The organism is Streptomyces sp. NPDC059718 (assembly GCF_042733315.1).
Taxonomy (GTDB): domain Bacteria; phylum Actinomycetota; class Actinomycetes; order Streptomycetales; family Streptomycetaceae; genus Actinacidiphila.
This window is the reverse complement of the sequence record NZ_JBHWGA010000005.1, coordinates 198,086-214,038: the sequence shown is the minus strand read 5'-3', so window position 1 is coordinate 214,038 and position 15,953 is coordinate 198,086. Positions and strand designations below refer to the sequence as shown.

Below are 15,953 nucleotides of genomic sequence, written 5' to 3'. Positions count from 1 at the left end.
GCATATTTATGTGCATGACGGGCGGTCCAGATCGTGCCGTCTGTGCCGCACAACAAATACACGTCAGCGTCCAGAACGCCCACCCCTACGACCCCGCCCTCTCCCTATCGTCAGGCGACCAACGGCCGGAGGGTGGCTGAGAAGGCGGTACGGGGCCGCCGCAGGTGCCTTACTCACCCCCCACCGGCCGTCATGCGCCCACACAACGGGAGGGGGTGTGGCGGGGTGCGCCCATGGGGGTCCCCCCGGCCGAAGGCTGGGGGAGACAAGCGGCGGACCCGGCGCCGAACGATGTAGGGATAAACCGCGAGCGCTGAGGACGTGCGCCGGCGCGGCCCCGACCCAGGCACACGGTGCGAGACCCGCACTGACCGCGCCGGGCAATCGGGCGGGCGGCGGGGAAACCGCCCGCCGCAGGCGCAAACAAGCCGCACACGACAACCGGGCCCCACAGAACGTACCCCGGAGGGGGTCAGCCCTCGGCGATGACCACCGCGGACGCGACCCCCGCGTCGTGGCTGAGCGAGACGTGGAACGTCCGCACCCCCAACTGCTCGGCCCGCGCCGCCACCGTCCCCCGGACGATGAGCCGCGGCTGCCCCGAATCCTCCGTGACGACCTCCGCGTCCGACCAGTGCAGCCCCCCGGGCGCCCCCAGCGCCTTCGCGACCGCCTCCTTCGCGGCGAACCGCGCCGCGAGGGAGGCGCCGCCCCGGCGGGCCCCACTGGGGAGGTGGAGCTCGCCGGGGAGGAAGAGCCGCTCGGCCAGGCCGGGCGTGCGCTCCAGGGACTGCTCGAAGCGGTCGATCTCGGCGACGTCGATGCCCACCCCGATGATCACGGCGTGCTCACTCGACCGTGACGGACTTCGCGAGGTTCCGCGGCTGGTCGACCTCGTTGCCGCGGGCCGTGGCCAGTTCGCACGCGAAGACCTGCAGCGGCACGGTCGCGACCAGCGGCTGCAGCAGCGTCGGGGTCTGCGGCACCCGCACCAGGTGGTCGGCGTAGGGGACGACGGACTCGTCGCCCTCCTCCGCGATGACGATGGTGCGTGCCCCGCGGGCCCGGATCTCCTGGATGTTGGAGACGATCTTGTCGTGCAGCACCGAGCGCCCGCGCGGCGACGGCACGACCACGACGACGGGGAGGTCCTCCTCGATCAGCGCGATGGGGCCGTGCTTGAGCTCGCCGGCGGCGAAGCCCTCGGCGTGCATGTAGGCGAGCTCCTTGAGCTTGAGCGCGCCCTCCAGGGCGACGGGGTAGCCCACGTGGCGGCCGAGGAAGAGGACGGTGTTCTTGTCCTTGAGGGACCGGGCCAGTTCACGGACCGGCTCCATGGTCTCCAGGACCTGCTCGACCTGACGGGAGATCTGGGAGAGCTCGCGGATGACGGCGAGGATCTCGTCGCCCCACTTCGTGCCGCGCACCTGGCCCAGGTAGAGGGCGACGAGGTAGCAGGCGACGACCTGGGTGAGGAACGCCTTCGTGGAGGCGACGGCGACCTCGGGGCCGGCGTGCGTGTAGAGCACGGCGTCGGACTCGCGCGGGATGGTGGAGCCGTTGGTGTTGCAGATGGCCAGCACCTTGGAACCCTGTTCGCGGGCGTGCCGCAGGGCCATGAGGGTGTCCATGGTCTCGCCGGACTGGCTGATGGCGACCACCAGGCTGCGCGGGGCCAGGATCGGGTCGCGGTAGCGGAACTCGCTGGCGAGCTCCACCTCGCAGGGGATGCGGGTCCAGTGCTCGATCGCGTACTTGGCGATCATTCCGGCGTGGAAGGCGGTGCCGCAGGCGACGATGACGATCTTGTCGACCTCGCGCAGCACGGAGGCCGGGATCCGTACCTCGTCGAGGGTCAGCAGGCCGCTCGCGTCGATCCGGCCCAGCAGTGTGTCGGCGACGGCCTTGGGCTGCTCGGCGATCTCCTTGAGCATGAAGTAGTCGTAGCCGCCCTTCTCGGCGGCGGAGGCGTCCCAGTCGATGTGGTACGGCCGGACGTCGGCGGGCTTGCCCTCGAAGTCGGTGACGGTGACGCCCTCGCGGCGCAGCTCCACGACTTGGTCCTGGCCGAGCTCGATGGCCTCGCGGGTGTACGCGATGAAGGCCGCGACGTCGGAGGCGAGGAAGTTCTCGCCGTCGCCGACGCCCACGACGAGCGGGGAGTTGCGGCGGGCGCCGACCACGACGTCCGGCGCGTCGGCGTGGACGGCCACCAGGGTGAAGGCGCCGTCGAGGCGGCCGCAGACCTGGCGCATGGCCTCGGCGAGGTCCCCGGTGGAGGAGTAGGCCTCGGCGAGGAGGTGGGAGACGACCTCGGTGTCGGTCTCGGAGAGCAGGTCGTGGCCGCGCTCGGCGAGTTCGGCGCGCAGGGCGGCGAAGTTCTCGATGATGCCGTTGTGGACGACGGCGACCCGGCCCGCGTTGTCAAGGTGCGGGTGCGCGTTGGCGTCCGTGGGGCCGCCGTGGGTGGCCCAGCGGGTGTGCCCGATCCCGGCGGGGCCGCTCGGCAGCGGACGCTCGTCCAGCAGCTTCTCGAGGTTGGCGAGCTTGCCGGCCTTCTTGGCCGCGGCGAGCCCGCCGTCGGCGAGGACGGCGACGCCCGCCGAGTCGTACCCCCGGTACTCGAGCCGCTTCAGACCCGCGATGACGACGTCGAGGGCGGACTGACCGCCCACGTATCCAACGATTCCGCACATGTGCCGTAGCCTACGGTCCGACTGGCGCCCGGACCTGCCGGAGCCTGCCCGGAATCGGAATTTCCCACGGTCACGAACCCCTGGTGCGCCGGGCCGTTGCGCCGCGATGTCACCGGGCGGTGGTCGCGCTCGATCTCGACGGGCCCGCCCCGAGATCCACACGCGGGGTTCGGGGAGGATCCTCCGGGACGGCGGCGCCGTGCGTCACACCGCCTGGCCACCGACCGCTTCGGCCCCGGGCCGGACCATGATCATGCGGGAGACCATGAAGGTGATCGGCACGGCCGCTCCCGAGGCGATCAGCGGCGCGAACCAGCTCCCCAGACGCAGCACGTCGACCAGCAGGTAGAGACCTCCGGTGGTGATCACGAAGTTGGCCGCGTTGGTGAGCGGGAAGAGCAGGAAAGTGCGCCAGCTCGGCCGGGTCCGGTAGGTGAACCAGGTCGTCAGGAAGTACGAAACGATCATGCTGAGCACAAAGGCCAGGATGTGCGCCGCCACATAGGGCAGCCGCAGCAGAAACAACAGGTACAGGCCGTAGTAGACGCCGGTGTTGGCGACTCCCACCATCCCGAACCGAATGAGCTGGCCGAGCATCAGCCGACCAGTTCCTTCTGCACCTCCGACGCGTTCCGGCTCCCGGTCCGGCCGGAGGCGATATTGGTCGCCTTCACCAGATAGTGCGGACGCCGCTTGACCTCGTAGTAAATTCGGCCGACATATTCACCGGCCACTCCCAGCATGACCATCTGTACACCCGACAGCGCCGTGATGACCACCACGAGCGTGACATATCCAGGAGTTCTCACTCCGTTAACCAGCGCGCCACCGACAATCCATGCGGCATACGCAAAAGCGACGGAAAGCAGCAGCATGCCGAGATACAGCGCGATGCGCAGCGGCTTGTTGTTGAAGGACAGCAGGCCGTCGAGTCCGTAGTTGAGCAGCTTGCCGAACGTCCACTTGCTGCGGCCCTGTTCGCGCACGGCGTTCTGATACTCGAAAGTGGCGGTCGAGAATCCCACCCAGGCGAAGAGGCCCTTGGAGAAGCGGTTGTACTCGGTGAGCGCGAGTACCGCGTCCGTCGCGCGGCGGGAGAGCATCCGGAAGTCACCGACCCCGTCGACCAGTTCCACGTCGACCAGGCGGTTGATGAGCCGGTAGTAGGCGCGGGCGGCGATGGTCCGGGTAACCCGGTCGCCCTCCCTGGTTCGCTTGGCGATCACCTGGTCGTAACCGTCGGCATGCAGGTCGACCATGCGCCGTATGAGCTCGGGAGGGTGCTGCAGATCCGCATCCATGATCACGACGGCATCGCCCGAGGCGTGCTGCAGTCCCGCCAGCATGGCCGCCTCCTTGCCGAAGTTGCGGCTGAAGGAGACGAATCGCACATGGCCGTCCCGGTTTCCCAGCTGCTCCAGGATGGAGAGGGTCCGATCCCGGCTTCCGTCGTCCACGTAGACGATTTCGAAGTCATGGCCGATCATCGCAAGTTCCATGACCAGGTGATCATGGAAGCGCGCTATGACGTCCTCTTCGTTGAAGCAGGGAACCACGACGGATATGAGCATGCTTCTCGCTCCAAGCGTGCTACCGGGCCAAGTGCGCAGCGACCGTAACACGAGTCCATTTAGGGGGGCGGCGGCGAAAGCGGCCCGACGGACCGACAGGTCGCCTTTTCTACCCGCCGAGGATGTGCGGCGGGTAACGAAAGAAAGTCCACTCGTTGAACAAGGACGCCGACACCCTTCTGCCGGCCCGGCATCCACACGTCGTCACCCTGCCACAGTGCGATGTGGAGCGAGCTCGGCGGTTTACCCGTGCTGCTAGCATCCCCGGGATCAGTCCGATTTTCGGGCGATCGGTCCGGTCTTCGCACGTGCGCGCTCGCATTAGCGGCGTGCGTTATTCCGCGAGACCGCCGGGAGGGAAAGGGGCCAGATGCCAATCCGGACGCCGGGCAGGGACCGCCTGCGTGCCGCGGGACTTGCCGCGCTGCTCACCGCCGTGGCCGTCTGCGCCGGTGACGCGCTGGCCCGGAGCTTCCCCTTCGGACCCCGCTCCCGCAGTGTGATCGACCTCGCCAACCAGTTCGTCCCCTTCCACACCTGGCTGTGGGACCTCCTGCACGGCCGCGCGGACGGCGGCCTGCCGGTCAACTGGCAGTCCGGCTACGGCTCCAGCTCCCTGCCCGACGTGGGCACCTATCTGAGCAGCCCCTTCGCGTTGCTGGTCGTGCTCTTCCCGAGGGACCGGATCGACCTGGCGCTCTATGCGATCACCGTGCTGAAACTGGCCGTCGCCGCAGCCGCGATGACATGGCTGCTGCTCTCCTTGAGGCGCGGCCGCGGCTGGGTGGCGGCGGTCCTGGGCTCCGGGTACGCGCTGTGCGGCTGGTCGCTCTTCCAGGGCGCGATCAACCCCATGTGGCTTGACGGACTGATCGGATTCCCGGTGCTGTGCCTGGTCGGGGAGTGGGCGCGGCACGGCCGTCGCCGGCTGCTCGGCACGGCACTGGTCGCGGTGGTCTGGATCGCCAACTTCTACACGGCGTACATGGCCACCATCGGCGCCGGCCTGGTGCTGATCGCCCAGCTGCTGATCAGCGACACCACACTGAGAGAGCGCTGCGCGGCCGTACTGCGCGCCGCGCTCACCACGGCGCTCGGCATCGGCCTGTCCGCGCCGCTGCTGTTCACCATCGCGCTGGGCACCCGGCACGCCTATCCCGGATCGGTCAGGCAGTTCTCCCCCCGGGACTGGACGGACGTACTCGCCCGGATGCTCCCCGCCACCTACAGCTCGCTGGATCCCGCCGTCTACGTGGGTACCGCGGTACTGCTCCTCGCCTTGTGCCTGCCGTTCAACGGCGCGGTACCCGCACGCGTGCGTCTGGTGTGGACCCTGCTGGTGGTGGGAATGGTGGGGTCCATGCAGTGGGGGCCCACCCATCTGGCCTGGCATGCCTTCTCCACGCCCAACGGCAGCGCCTACCGGCAGGCGTTCATCTTCAGCGGGCTGCTGGTGATCGCCGCCTGGCAGGCCTTCGCGCACGGTGTACCGGGCTTCCGGCCGCTGCTCGCCGGTCTGGGGACGCTGGTGCTGATCACCGCGGGCGCCATGCGGAGCGAGCTCATCAGCGACTGGACGGTGCCCACCCTGGTCGCGGGCACCGCGGCCGCGGCAGGCGCCGTGGTGCTGCTGGGCTTGGCCGCCCGCCGCCACCGCCGGTTCCTGGTGGCGTTCGCGGCCGTACTGCTCCTGGGGTCGCAGCTCGGACAGGCCACCATCAGTGCGGACTACGCGGCCCGGGCGCGGCAGCACAAGTTCCCCAGCCACCCGGTGTGGGGGGAGTACCAGGAGCGCCAGAGTCAGCTGGTGGCCGAGGCGGACGGCTGGCCGCGGTACCGTACGGACCCGGGCCTCCCCCAGGGCGTCGGCAACGATCCGCTGGTCGTCGGCGGACAGGGGGCGCAGTACTACAGCAGCCTCACCTCGGTCGCTCTCAGCCGGACCCTGTTCTCCCTGGGCTCAGGCTGGTCCGCGCTCGGCCGGTCGCCGCAGGACCTGGACAACCCGGTCACCGACACCATCTTCTCGATCGGCGCCCGGGTGCACCCCGACACCATGACGGTCACCCGCAGGGATGTGCCGCCGCTGGTCACCGTGCGGCCGTCCGAGCACCCCCCTGCCTTCGGCCCGTCGGCCTTCCGCAACCAGGAACAGCTGCTCGGGGCGCAGGTCTACACCCTGCCCGCCATCTCGGTCAGCCCGGCCGACGGCCAGGCCCCCGCCCGCACCCGCGACCACGGCTACCGGCTCTCCCGGGACGGCGCGGCCGGCGCAGGGGCCACGGACCGGCTCACCTTCTCCTGCCCGTCCGGAAGCGAGGTGTACCTGTGGGCCCCCGGGTACACCGGGACCGCGCAGCTCTCCGGCGGACCGGCCGCGAAGTTCCGGGGCAGCCCGCCGCAGTTGGGAGCCGAGATGCGACGGCTCGGCACGGCCACGGGGACGACCCCGCTCACCGTCGAACTGCGTGCCGCCGGGTCAGGCGTGCTGCCCGAGCAGCCGGTGGGCTGCCTGGACCCGACCCGCCTCGCCGCCGCCGTACAGCGGCTCAAGGCCACCGCGGCCACCGGCGTCCAGGTCAGCGGCAACGGTCTGGAGGCCGAACTGCCCGCCGGGAGCACGGGCACGGCCGTGATCGCCGTGCCGCGGACGGCCGGCTGGCAGTGCGCCGCCGGTGAGGGTGCAGCGAAGCCCGCCGGCAGTTACCTCGGCCTGATCTCGGTGCCACTGGACGGCGACGCCACCCGGATCAGCTGCGACTTCCGCCCGCCGGGGCTACGGCTGGGCTCGGCGGTCGCCGGGGTGTCGCTGCTGGGCCTGGCCTGGCCGGTGGTGCTGCGTCGGCTCAGGAGCCGGCGAGGGCAGTCGGCCCCGGACGAGCCGTTCGACACGCCGGTCGCCAGGCCCGCGCAGAGCGCAGTTTCGGCATAAGGCCGTATGCCGCCGGGGGGGGGGGGGGGGGGCGCCCCCCCCCCCCCCCCCCCCCGACAGCGACTCGCGCCTCCTGACGACACCGGCCCGTACCGTCGCCTGCGCCTTCGCCGCCTTCTTCGGCCGGACGGCCCTCCGCTGCCCGGTGCCGACGTCCTCACCGGAAAGCAGAACCAGTCGGTCGGATGCCCGACTCCTGCCCTGGTGGCCGCGGCGTGACGCACCCCACTCCACCGTCCCGTTCAAACTCCGTTAACAATGGACTGTGATCTCACCGGTCTCCTCGATGCCCCAAAGCGCCCACCGGCCCAGGTCGGAGGCGACTCCCTACGTCGACCTGACGCGGGCCGAGTGGAGCGCGCTGCGCGACCGCACGCCGCTGCCGCTCACCGCCGAGGAGGTCGAGCGGCTGCGCGGCCTCGGCGACGTCATCGACCTGGACGAGGTGATCGACGTCTACCTGCCGCTGTCACGGCTGCTCAACCTCTACGTCGGCGCCACCCACGGCCTGCGCGGCGCGGTCAACACCTTCCTCGACGACACCGGCGAGGGCCACGGCTCGCAGACCGGTACGCCCTTCGTCATCGGCGTCGCCGGCAGCGTCGCGGTCGGCAAGTCGACCACCGCGCGCATCCTGCAGGCGCTGCTCGCCCGCTGGCCGGAGCACCCGCGGGTGGAACTGGTCACCACCGACGGATTCCTGCTGCCCAAGGCCGAGCTGCAGCGCCGCGGGCTGATGTCCCGCAAGGGCTTCCCCGAGTCGTACGACCGGCGCGCCCTGACCCGTTTCGTGGCCGACGTGAAGGCCGGCAAGGACGAGGTGCGCGCACCCGTCTACTCGCACCTGATCTACGACATCGTGCCGGACGAGGAGTTGTTGGTCCGGCGGCCGGACATCCTCATCGTCGAGGGCCTGAACGTCCTGCAGCCCGCCCTGCCGGGCAAGGACGGCCGCACCCGGGTCGCGCTCGCCGACTACTTCGACTTCAGCGTGTACGTGGACGCGCGCACCGAGGACATCGAGCAGTGGTATCTGGCGCGCTTCCGCAAGCTGCGCGAGACCGCCTTCCAGAACCCCCTGTCGTACTTCCACCGCTACACCGAGGTCTCCGAGGTGGAGGCCATGGAGTACGGCCGCCACACCTGGCGCGCCATCAACCAGCCCAACCTGCTCGAGAACGTGCTCCCGACCCGCGGCCGGGCCACCCTGGTCCTGCGCAAGGGCCCCGACCACAAGGTGCAGAAGCTCTCCCTGCGCAAGCTCTGAGCGCCTCACCCCCGGACGTACGACGCCGCCCGCCCGGAAGTCCGGGCGGGCGGCGGCGTCGGCGCGGGGGGGTCTAGCCGAGTGCGGACTTCACGACGTCGGCGAGCCGGCCGGCCACCGAGCGGGCGTGGTCGATGTCGGCGGCCTCGACCATGACGCGGACCACCGGCTCGGTGCCGGAGGGGCGCAGCAGCACGCGGCCGGTGGTGCCGAGTTCGGCCTCCGCCTCGGCCACGGCGGCGGACAGCTCGGTGGAGGACCCGACTCGGCTCCTGTCGACGTCCCGGACGTTGACCAGGACCTGCGGCAGCCGCTCCATGACGGTGGCCAGCTCGGCCAGCGAACGGCCGGTGGAGACGACCCGGGCGGCCAGCATGAGGCCGGTGAGGGTGCCGTCGCCGGTGGTGGCGTGGTCGAGGATGATCACGTGGCCGGACTGCTCGCCGCCGAGCGCGTAGCCGTGCTCCTTCATCGACTCCAGCACGTAGCGGTCGCCGACGGCGGTCTGGATCAGTTCGATGCCCTCGCGCTCCATGGCGAGTTTGAAGCCCAGGTTGGACATGACCGTGCCGACGACGGTGTTCTTCCGCAGCCGGTCCGCCTCGCGCATGGCGACGGCCAGGACGGCCAGGATCTGGTCGCCGTCGACCTCGTTGCCCTGGTGGTCCACGGCCAGGCAGCGGTCGGCGTCGCCGTCGTGGGCGATGCCGAGGTCCGCGCCGTGTTCGATGACGGCGGCCTTGATCAGGTCCAGGTGGGTGGAACCGCAGCCGTCGTTGATGTTGAGGCCGTCCGGCTGGGCACCGAGGGTGACCACCTCGGCGCCGGCCCGGGCGAAGGCCTCGGGGGAGACGCGGGCGGCCGCGCCGTGGGCCTCGTCCAGGACGATCTTCAGGCCGTCCAGGCGGTTCGGCAGGACGCCGATCAGGTGGGCGACGTACTGGTCGAAGCCCTGGTCGTAGTCGCGCACACGGCCCACGCCGGCGCCGGTGGGGCGGTCCCAGGGGGCGCCGGTGCGGTGCTCCTCGTAGACGGACTCGATGCGGTCCTCGAGGTCGTCCGCGAGCTTGTGGCCGCCCCGGGCGAAGAACTTGACGCCGTTGTCGGGCATCGGGTTGTGGCTCGCGGAGAGCATCACGCCCAGGTCCGCGCCGAGCGCGCCGGTGAGGTAGGCCACGGCCGGGGTCGGCAGCACGCCCACCCGCAGCACGTCGACGCCGGCGCTGGCGAGCCCGGCCACCACCGCGGCCTCCAGGAACTCTCCGGACGCGCGCGGATCCCGTCCCACCACGGCCACCGGCTTGTGGCCCTCGAACGTGCCCGCCTCGGCGAGCACGTGCGCCGCCGCGACCGACAGTCCGAGCGCGAGCTCAGCCGTCAGATCCGCGTTCGCGACACCGCGCACACCGTCCGTACCGAAGAGTCGTCCCACGTCTTTACCTCCGAGATGTTGCCGTGCTCCGCCCCGTACTCACCGGGCGTTCATCCGGTTATACGTCTATACCCCCCGGAATGCGTACGCCCCGGAGACGCACAAAGTGCCTCCGGGGCGTACGTGCAGTGCAGCGCGCGCGTGATGCTTAGCGCTTGCTGTACTGCGGCGCCTTGCGGGCCTTCTTCAGACCGGCCTTCTTGCGCTCGATCTCGCGAGCGTCGCGGGTCAGGAAGCCGGCCTTCTTGAGCGGGCCGCGGTTGTTGTCGACGTCCGCCTCGTTCAGCGCACGGGCGACGCCCAGGCGCAGCGCGCCGGCCTGGCCGGAGATGCCGCCGCCGTTGATGCGGGCGATGACGTCGTAACGGCCGTCGAGCTCAAGGATCTTGAACGGCTCGTTGACTTCCTGCTGGTGCACCTTGTTGGGGAAGTACTCCTCAAGGGTGCGACCGTTGATCGTCCACTTGCCGGAGCCCGGGATGATCCGGACGCGGGCGACGGACTCCTTGCGGCGGCCCGTGCCGGCGGCCGGCTGGGGCTCGCCGAAGCGGGAGGCGAGGGACTCGGAGGTGTACTCCTCCGGGATCTCGATGGTCTCCACGATCTCGCCGTCCTCGACGAGAGGGGTCTCAGGGGTGGTCTCGGCCACGATGCTCCTCAGATGCTTTCTGTATCGGTGGTGGCCGGGACTAGCCCTGCGCGACCTGGCTGATCTCGAACGGAACCGGCTGCTGGGCGCCGTGCGGGTGCTCGGCACCCGCGTACACCTTCAGCTTGGAGAGCATCTGGCGGCCCAGGCTGTTCTTGGGCAGCATGCCCTTGACGGCCTTCTCGATGGCCTTCTCGGGGTTCTTGTCGAGCAGCTCGTCGTAGCGGACGGAACGCAGACCGCCCGGGAAGCCCGAGTGGCGGTAGGCCAGCTTCTGCTGCTTCTTGTTACCGGAGAGGTGCACCTTGTCGGCGTTGATGATGATGACGAAGTCACCGGTGTCGACGTGAGGCGCATAAATCGGCTTGTGCTTGCCCCTCAGGAGGGACGCGGTCTGGGACGCCAGACGGCCCAGGACGACGTCCTGCGCGTCAATGACGTGCCACTGGCGCTGGACATCGCCGGGCTTGGGGCTGAACGTACGCACGGTCGTAGCCTTCGCTTCTTCAGTGAGTGGGTACTGACAAGGCCACCCGGACGATCACGACAGCCCTGTCACCCTGCGGCGACGCATACCGCGAGGTGAACGCTGGTCATCGGCCCGGTGGACCGGCGTAGCGGCCTCTCACGTGAGAACGAGCAAGCCAATACGCATAACGAACCTGCAGAATACCCGCGGCTGCCCGTTCGGGTCAAAACAGCCGGTGCGGGGGCGTGCCCGCACCGGCCGCCCCCGCCCGCACGCCCGCCTCCGGGGCGCGGCCCCGGGCCCCCGATCCGGGCCCCCGGTCACCGCTCCCGCGCGACCCGTGTCTCGTCCCACACCGGCTCCGGCGCCTCCCGGACGACCCCGTCCGCACCGAAGACCAGGTACCGGTCGAAGCTGCGGGCGAACCAGCGGTCGTGCGTCACCGCGAGCACGGTCCCGTCGAACGCCTCCAGCCCCTCCTGCAGCGCCTCCGCCGACTCCAGGTCCAGGTTGTCGGTCGGCTCGTCCAGCAGCAGTGCCGTCGCCCCGGCCAGCTCCAGCAGCAGGATCTGGAAGCGCGCCTGCTGCCCGCCCGACAGCTGGTCGAAGCGCTGGTCGCCCTGCCGGTCGAGCTCGTAGCGCCGCAGGGCGGACATCGCCTTGCCGCGGTCGCGCGCGTGCTCGGTCCACAGGATGTCGACCAGGGTGCGCCCCGCCAGCTCCGGGTGCGCGTGCGTCTGCGCGAAGTGCCCCGGTACGACCCGCGCGCCCAGCTTCCACTCCCCCGTGTGCCGCACGCCGGGGTCACCGGCCAGCAGCCGCAGGAAGTGCGACTTGCCCGAGCCGTTCGAACCGAGGACGGCCACCCGCTCCCCGTAGAAGACCTCCAGGTCGAACGGCTTCATCAGCCCGGTCAGCTCCAGCCGCCCGCAGGTGACGGCGCGCAGGCCGGTGCGCCCGCCGGACAGCCGCATGCGGATGTCCTGCTCGCGCGGCGGCTCCTGCGGCGGCCCCGCCTCCTCGAACTTCCGCAGCCGGGTCTGCGCGGCCCGGTAGCGGGAGGCCATGTCGGGGCTGATCGCCGCCTGCTGGCGGAGGGTCAGCACGAGCTTCTTCAGCCGGGCGTGCTCCTCCTCCCAGCGCCGCCGCAGCTCCTCGAAGCGGGCGAAGCGTTCGCGCCGCGCCTCGTGGTACGTGGCGAAGCCGCTGCCGTGCACCCACACGTCCGAACCGGCCGGTCCCGGCTCCACGCTGACGATCTTCTCGGCGGAGCGGGCCAGCAGCTCCCGGTCGTGGGAGACGAACAGCACCGTCTTCCTGGTCTGCCGCAGCTGCTCCTCCAGCCAGCGCTTCCCGGGGACGTCGAGGTAGTTGTCCGGCTCGTCCAGCAGCAGCACCTCGTCGGTGCCGCGCAGCAGCGCCTCCAGCACCAGCCGCTTCTGCTCGCCGCCCGACAGCGTCCGCACCTCGCGCCACTGGGCCCGCTCGTACGGGACGCCCAGCGCGGCCGTGGTGCACATGTCCCAGACCGTCTCGGCCTCGTAGCCGCGGGCCTCGGCCCAGTCGCTGAGCGCCTGCGCGTAGGCCAGCTGGGCGGCCTCGTCGTCCTGCGCCATGATCTCCAGCTCGGCGGCGTCGACGGCGGCGGCGGCCTCGCGGATCCGCGGCGTCGCCACGGACACCAGCAGGTCCCGCACGGTGCGGTCGTCCCGCACCGAGCCGACGAACTGCGGCATGACCCCCAGCCCGCCGCTCACCGTGACCGTGCCGCCGTGCGGCTTCAACTCACCGGAGATCAGCCGCAGGAGGGTCGTCTTGCCGGCGCCGTTCGCCCCGACGAGGGCCACCGCGGCGCCCTCGCCCACCCGGAACGAGACGTCGCCCAGCAACACCCGGCCGTCCGGCAGGTAGTACTCCAGATGCGCAACGTCCACATGTCCCATGCCGTGGATTCTCGTAGCACGGTCGCCCGCCGCCAAACTGGTTTTCTCCTCTATAGAATCCGCGCCATGACTGACGGGCCGCTGCAGCCGTACCACCCGGACGAGGGATGGACCGCACCGCCGGGACGGCAGGGCGTCCCGGGCGTCCCCCGGGAGCGGCGCCACGTGCCCCTCGGACGGGTCGGCTCCGGCGGCTCCGGCACCTGCCCCACCGAGGCCGGCACGCCGGCCGGCTGACCCCACCCATGCCCTCCCTGCGCACGCTGCTGACCCTGCCCCGCATGCTCCGCCACGGCGCCGCCGTCGGGGCCGGCCTGCCACCGGACGAGACCGTCCTCCTGGACGTCCCCGGCGTCCCGCTGCGCGGCGCGCTCGCCGCGGCGGGCACCGGCGACCACGGGCCCGCCCGGGAGCTGCTGTCCGCGACCCGGCTGGGCTGCCAGTGGGAACTGCGCGACACCTACGTCTGCGAGCTGGCGCAGTTCGCGCTCCACAACCCCGGGTGGCTGGACGCCTGGCTCGCCGCCGCGCCCGAGGACCCGGACGCGGCGCTGGTCAAGGCCGACCTGTGCGTCCTCCAGGCCTGGGAGATACGCAGCGGCGCCCGCGCCTTTGAGGTCTCGCCGGAGCAGTTCAAGGCCTTCTTCGCGCTGCTCAAGGACGCGGTGCCGGTGATCGGCGCCGCCGCCGAGCTCAACCCCGCCGACCCCGTGCCGTGGCGCGTCGCGCTCACCCACGCGAGGGGCATGCAGTCCTCGCGGGAGATCTTCGACGCGTACTGGACCGAGGCCGTCGAGCGAGCCCCGCACCACTACGGCTGCCACGCCTCCGCCCTGCAGTACCTGTGCGCCAAGTGGTACGGCACGCACCGCGAGATGTTCGACTTCGCCGAGCAGGCCGCCGAGGAGGCACTGCCCGGCTCGAAGATCAACTCACTGCCGCTGCTCGCCGCCGTCGAGTACGAGATCGTCGCGGGCGGGCCCGCCGCCGACGACGCGTCCGGCGCGGACGCCGTCGAGCCCGCCCGCATCGCCGCCGCCGTGGACCGCGCCCTGGAGCTGTCCGGCTGGTACGACCCCGGCGACCCGGAGGCGTCGGGGTTCCGCAACCACCTGGCGCTGATGCTGATGCGCGCGGGCCGCTGGGAGGAGGCGCTGCGCGTCTTCCGCGACATCGGCGTGCACGCCACCAGCCTCCCCTGGGCCCACCTGGGCGCGGACCCCCGCCAGGAGTTCCTGGACTTCCGCACCGGGGTGCGGATGCAGGTCGCCACCCGCACACCGTTCTTCTCCGCCCCACCCCCGGTCCCCGTGCCGGCCGGCGCCCCCGACTGGGCGCCGCGCGCCCTGGCGGTGGCCTCCGCACCGCTCACCGCCGTCGCGCAGGCGGCGCTGCTGTGCCGGACCGGGCTGCGGCTGGCCCCGGCGGGAGCGGGATTCACCCATGTCGAGCTGACCGGGGAAGGCAGTCTGGCAGGGGCGGTCGACCTGTTCACGGCGGGCGAGAAGTGGCCCGCGGTCGTCCTGCAGCGCTCGGGCGACCGATACGGGATCACGCTGTACGCCAAGGGCAGGAAGGTCGCCGCGCACGAGTGGGCACCGGGGGCGCCCGTACCCTCCCTGGACGCCGCCGGCGCCACGGCCGCCGCCCTCGCCGCGGCCTACGGCGTCCACGACGCACGGCCCCTCACGGCGCTGCTGCGCGGCATGGACGACCCGGGGCGGCGGCTCGCGGACACGGTGGCGGCACTGGGCCTGCCGGTGCTGCCGGAGGGCTTCGGGGAGCGTCCGGCCGCGCTCGACGGGGTGCCCGGGGCCCGGGTGCTCGCCCCGCGCGGCTTCCTCTCCGGGGTCAGGGACACCCTCACCACGGAGACGGGCGCGATGCCGCTCCCCCCGCGGGGCACCCCGGTGCGCCTCCCCGCCCGCTGGTGGGCGATGCGCGCGCTCTACCTGCTGCTGTTCGTCCCGGCCGCCTGCTTCTCCTGGTGGGGCGCCTTCCACGACCGCCTCCGCCCGGTCCCGCTGGTGGTGACGTCCCTGGGCTCGGGCTACGTCCTCACCCAGGTGGTCACGGCACTGCGGCGCCGCAGATGAACGCACGGGCCCGCGGCGGCCCGGTGCGCGGCGCCGCCGCCCCTCAGGCGCGCGGCAGCGGCAGGGTACGCATGTTGCGGGCCTCGCGGTTGCGCGCGGCCAGCAGCTCGTCCGCCGGGTAGCCGACCTCCTCCAGGGTCAGCCCGTGCGGCCGCACCACGTTGACCGCCGAGTGCCGGACCCGTCCCGCCAGGACCTCCCCGGGGAAACCGGCCGGCCGGTGGCCGTCGCCGACCAGCAGCATCGAGCCGACCAGGGCGCGCACCATGTTGTGGCAGAAGGCGTCCGCCCGTACGGTCGCCACCGCCAGCCCGGAGGCGTCCCGCTCCCAGTGCAGCTCCAGGAGGGTGCGGATGGTCGTCGCGCCCTCCCGCTTCTTGCAGTAGGCCGCGAAATCCTGCTCGCCGAGGAGCTTGCGCGCCGCCTCGTTCATCAGGTCGACGTCCACCGGCCGGTCGTGCCACAGCACGTGCCCCCGCAGCAGGGGGTCGACCCCGCCCTGGTGGTCGCCGACCCGGTAGGCGTAGCGGCGCCAGATCGCGGAGAAGCGCGCGTTGAAGCCGGCCGGGGCCTGCGAGACCTTCCACACCCGTACGTCCCAGGGCAGCCGTCCGGCCAGCCGGCGCAGCAGCTTGCCGCCCTCCGCCGCCCAGACGTCCTCCGGCAGGTCGACGTGCGCGACCTGCCCGCGCGCGTGCACACCCGCGTCCGTACGCCCGGCGACGGTCAGCTCGACCGGCTCGGGCAGCCGCAGCACCGTCCGCAGGGCCGACTCCAGCTCCCCCTGCACGGTCCGCCGGTTGCGCTGCTTCGCCCAGCCGGAGAAGTCGGCCCCGTCGTACGCCAGGTCCAGCCGCACCCGGACGTACCCGGGCTCCACCTCATCGCTCACCACACT

General features: G+C 71.6%; 13 protein-coding genes. 4 read left to right on the top strand and 9 right to left on the bottom strand.

All coding sequences use genetic code 11. The annotated features are described in order from the left end of the window. Positions 1–472 precede the first annotated feature (472 nt). From ACFV3E_RS08915 to ACFV3E_RS08900, 4 genes are all read right to left on the bottom strand, one after another. Positions 473–841 (bottom strand): holo-ACP synthase, encoded by a 369-nt coding sequence (locus ACFV3E_RS08915; protein ID WP_500328127.1) that lies wholly within the window; start codon positions 839–841, stop codon positions 473–475. Between the two features lie 7 nt (positions 842–848). Further along, on the bottom strand, positions 849–2,696 hold the full coding sequence (gene glmS, locus ACFV3E_RS08910) for a glutamine--fructose-6-phosphate transaminase (isomerizing) (protein WP_500367142.1): 1,848 nt from the start codon (positions 2,694–2,696) through the stop codon (positions 849–851). A gap of 204 nt (positions 2,697–2,900) precedes the next feature. Next, positions 2,901–3,293, bottom strand: coding sequence for a GtrA family protein (locus ACFV3E_RS08905; RefSeq protein WP_500534084.1), 393 nt, complete (start codon positions 3,291–3,293; stop codon positions 2,901–2,903). After that, entirely contained in the window at positions 3,293–4,267 is a 975-nt protein-coding gene (locus ACFV3E_RS08900; protein WP_500534083.1) for a glycosyltransferase family 2 protein, read from the bottom strand. Before ACFV3E_RS08900 ends, ACFV3E_RS08905 begins: the two co-directional genes overlap by 1 nt. A 370-nt stretch (positions 4,268–4,637) precedes the next feature. Between ACFV3E_RS08900 and ACFV3E_RS08895 the strand changes: the two genes are divergently transcribed. Together ACFV3E_RS08895 and coaA are read left to right on the top strand one after the other, a co-directional pair. After that, complete coding sequence (locus ACFV3E_RS08895; protein ID WP_500534082.1) at positions 4,638–7,199, top strand: YfhO family protein; 2,562 nt, start codon at positions 4,638–4,640, stop codon at positions 7,197–7,199. 265 nt (positions 7,200–7,464) lie between these two features. Next, a complete protein-coding gene (coaA, locus tag ACFV3E_RS08890; protein ID WP_500534081.1) occupies positions 7,465–8,466 on the top strand; it encodes a type I pantothenate kinase in 1,002 nt (333 codons plus the stop codon). A 73-nt stretch (positions 8,467–8,539) separates the two neighbouring features. Here coaA and glmM read toward each other — a convergent pair whose 3' ends face one another. The 4 genes from glmM to ACFV3E_RS08870 all read right to left on the bottom strand — a co-directional run bounded on the left by glmM (position 8,540) and on the right by ACFV3E_RS08870 (position 12,959). Next, the gene (gene glmM, locus ACFV3E_RS08885; protein WP_500367152.1) at positions 8,540–9,898 is read right to left on the bottom strand and encodes a phosphoglucosamine mutase; all 1,359 of its coding nucleotides are present in this window, start codon (positions 9,896–9,898) and stop codon (positions 8,540–8,542) included. Between the two features lie 148 nt (positions 9,899–10,046). Then, positions 10,047–10,547, bottom strand: a complete 501-nt coding sequence (gene rpsI, locus ACFV3E_RS08880; protein WP_319140461.1) for a 30S ribosomal protein S9 — start codon at positions 10,545–10,547, stop codon at positions 10,047–10,049. A 40-nt stretch (positions 10,548–10,587) separates the two neighbouring features. Continuing rightward, the gene (gene rplM / locus ACFV3E_RS08875; protein ID WP_089229083.1) at positions 10,588–11,034 is read right to left on the bottom strand and encodes a 50S ribosomal protein L13; all 447 of its coding nucleotides are present in this window, start codon (positions 11,032–11,034) and stop codon (positions 10,588–10,590) included. 302 nt (positions 11,035–11,336) lie between these two features. Beyond that, positions 11,337–12,959 (bottom strand): ATP-binding cassette domain-containing protein, encoded by a 1,623-nt coding sequence (locus ACFV3E_RS08870; protein ID WP_500367155.1) that lies wholly within the window; start codon positions 12,957–12,959, stop codon positions 11,337–11,339. Positions 12,960–13,025: 66 nt separating this feature from the next. Here ACFV3E_RS08870 and ACFV3E_RS08865 point away from each other — a divergent pair, with 66 nt between their 5' ends. Both ACFV3E_RS08865 and ACFV3E_RS08860 read left to right on the top strand, forming a co-directional pair. Continuing rightward, on the top strand, positions 13,026–13,196 hold the full coding sequence (locus ACFV3E_RS08865) for a hypothetical protein (protein ID WP_500534080.1): 171 nt from the start codon (positions 13,026–13,028) through the stop codon (positions 13,194–13,196). An 8-nt stretch (positions 13,197–13,204) separates the two neighbouring features. Then, the gene (locus ACFV3E_RS08860; RefSeq protein ID WP_500534079.1) at positions 13,205–15,055 is read left to right on the top strand and encodes a hypothetical protein; all 1,851 of its coding nucleotides are present in this window, start codon (positions 13,205–13,207) and stop codon (positions 15,053–15,055) included. A gap of 43 nt (positions 15,056–15,098) precedes the next feature. Here the strand turns inward: ACFV3E_RS08860 and truA are convergent, their stop codons facing one another. Next, positions 15,099–15,947, bottom strand: coding sequence for a tRNA pseudouridine(38-40) synthase TruA (truA, locus tag ACFV3E_RS08855; RefSeq protein WP_500534078.1), 849 nt, complete (start codon positions 15,945–15,947; stop codon positions 15,099–15,101). Positions 15,948–15,953 lie beyond the last annotated feature (6 nt).

Coding starts and splice junctions, on each gene's coding strand:
- ACFV3E_RS08905 (WP_500534084.1), bottom strand. CDS start 3,293: ATGCTCGGCCAGCTCATTCGGTTCGGGATGGTGGGAGTCGCCAACACC.
- glmS (WP_500367142.1), bottom strand. CDS start 2,696: ATGTGCGGAATCGTTGGATACGTGGGCGGTCAGTCCGCCCTCGACGTC.
- ACFV3E_RS08860 (WP_500534079.1), top strand. CDS start 13,205: ATGCCCTCCCTGCGCACGCTGCTGACCCTGCCCCGCATGCTCCGCCAC.
- ACFV3E_RS08895 (WP_500534082.1), top strand. CDS start 4,638: ATGCCAATCCGGACGCCGGGCAGGGACCGCCTGCGTGCCGCGGGACTT.
- ACFV3E_RS08870 (WP_500367155.1), bottom strand. CDS start 12,959: ATGGGACATGTGGACGTTGCGCATCTGGAGTACTACCTGCCGGACGGC.
- ACFV3E_RS08900 (WP_500534083.1), bottom strand. CDS start 4,267: ATGCTCATATCCGTCGTGGTTCCCTGCTTCAACGAAGAGGACGTCATA.
- ACFV3E_RS08865 (WP_500534080.1), top strand. CDS start 13,026: ATGACTGACGGGCCGCTGCAGCCGTACCACCCGGACGAGGGATGGACC.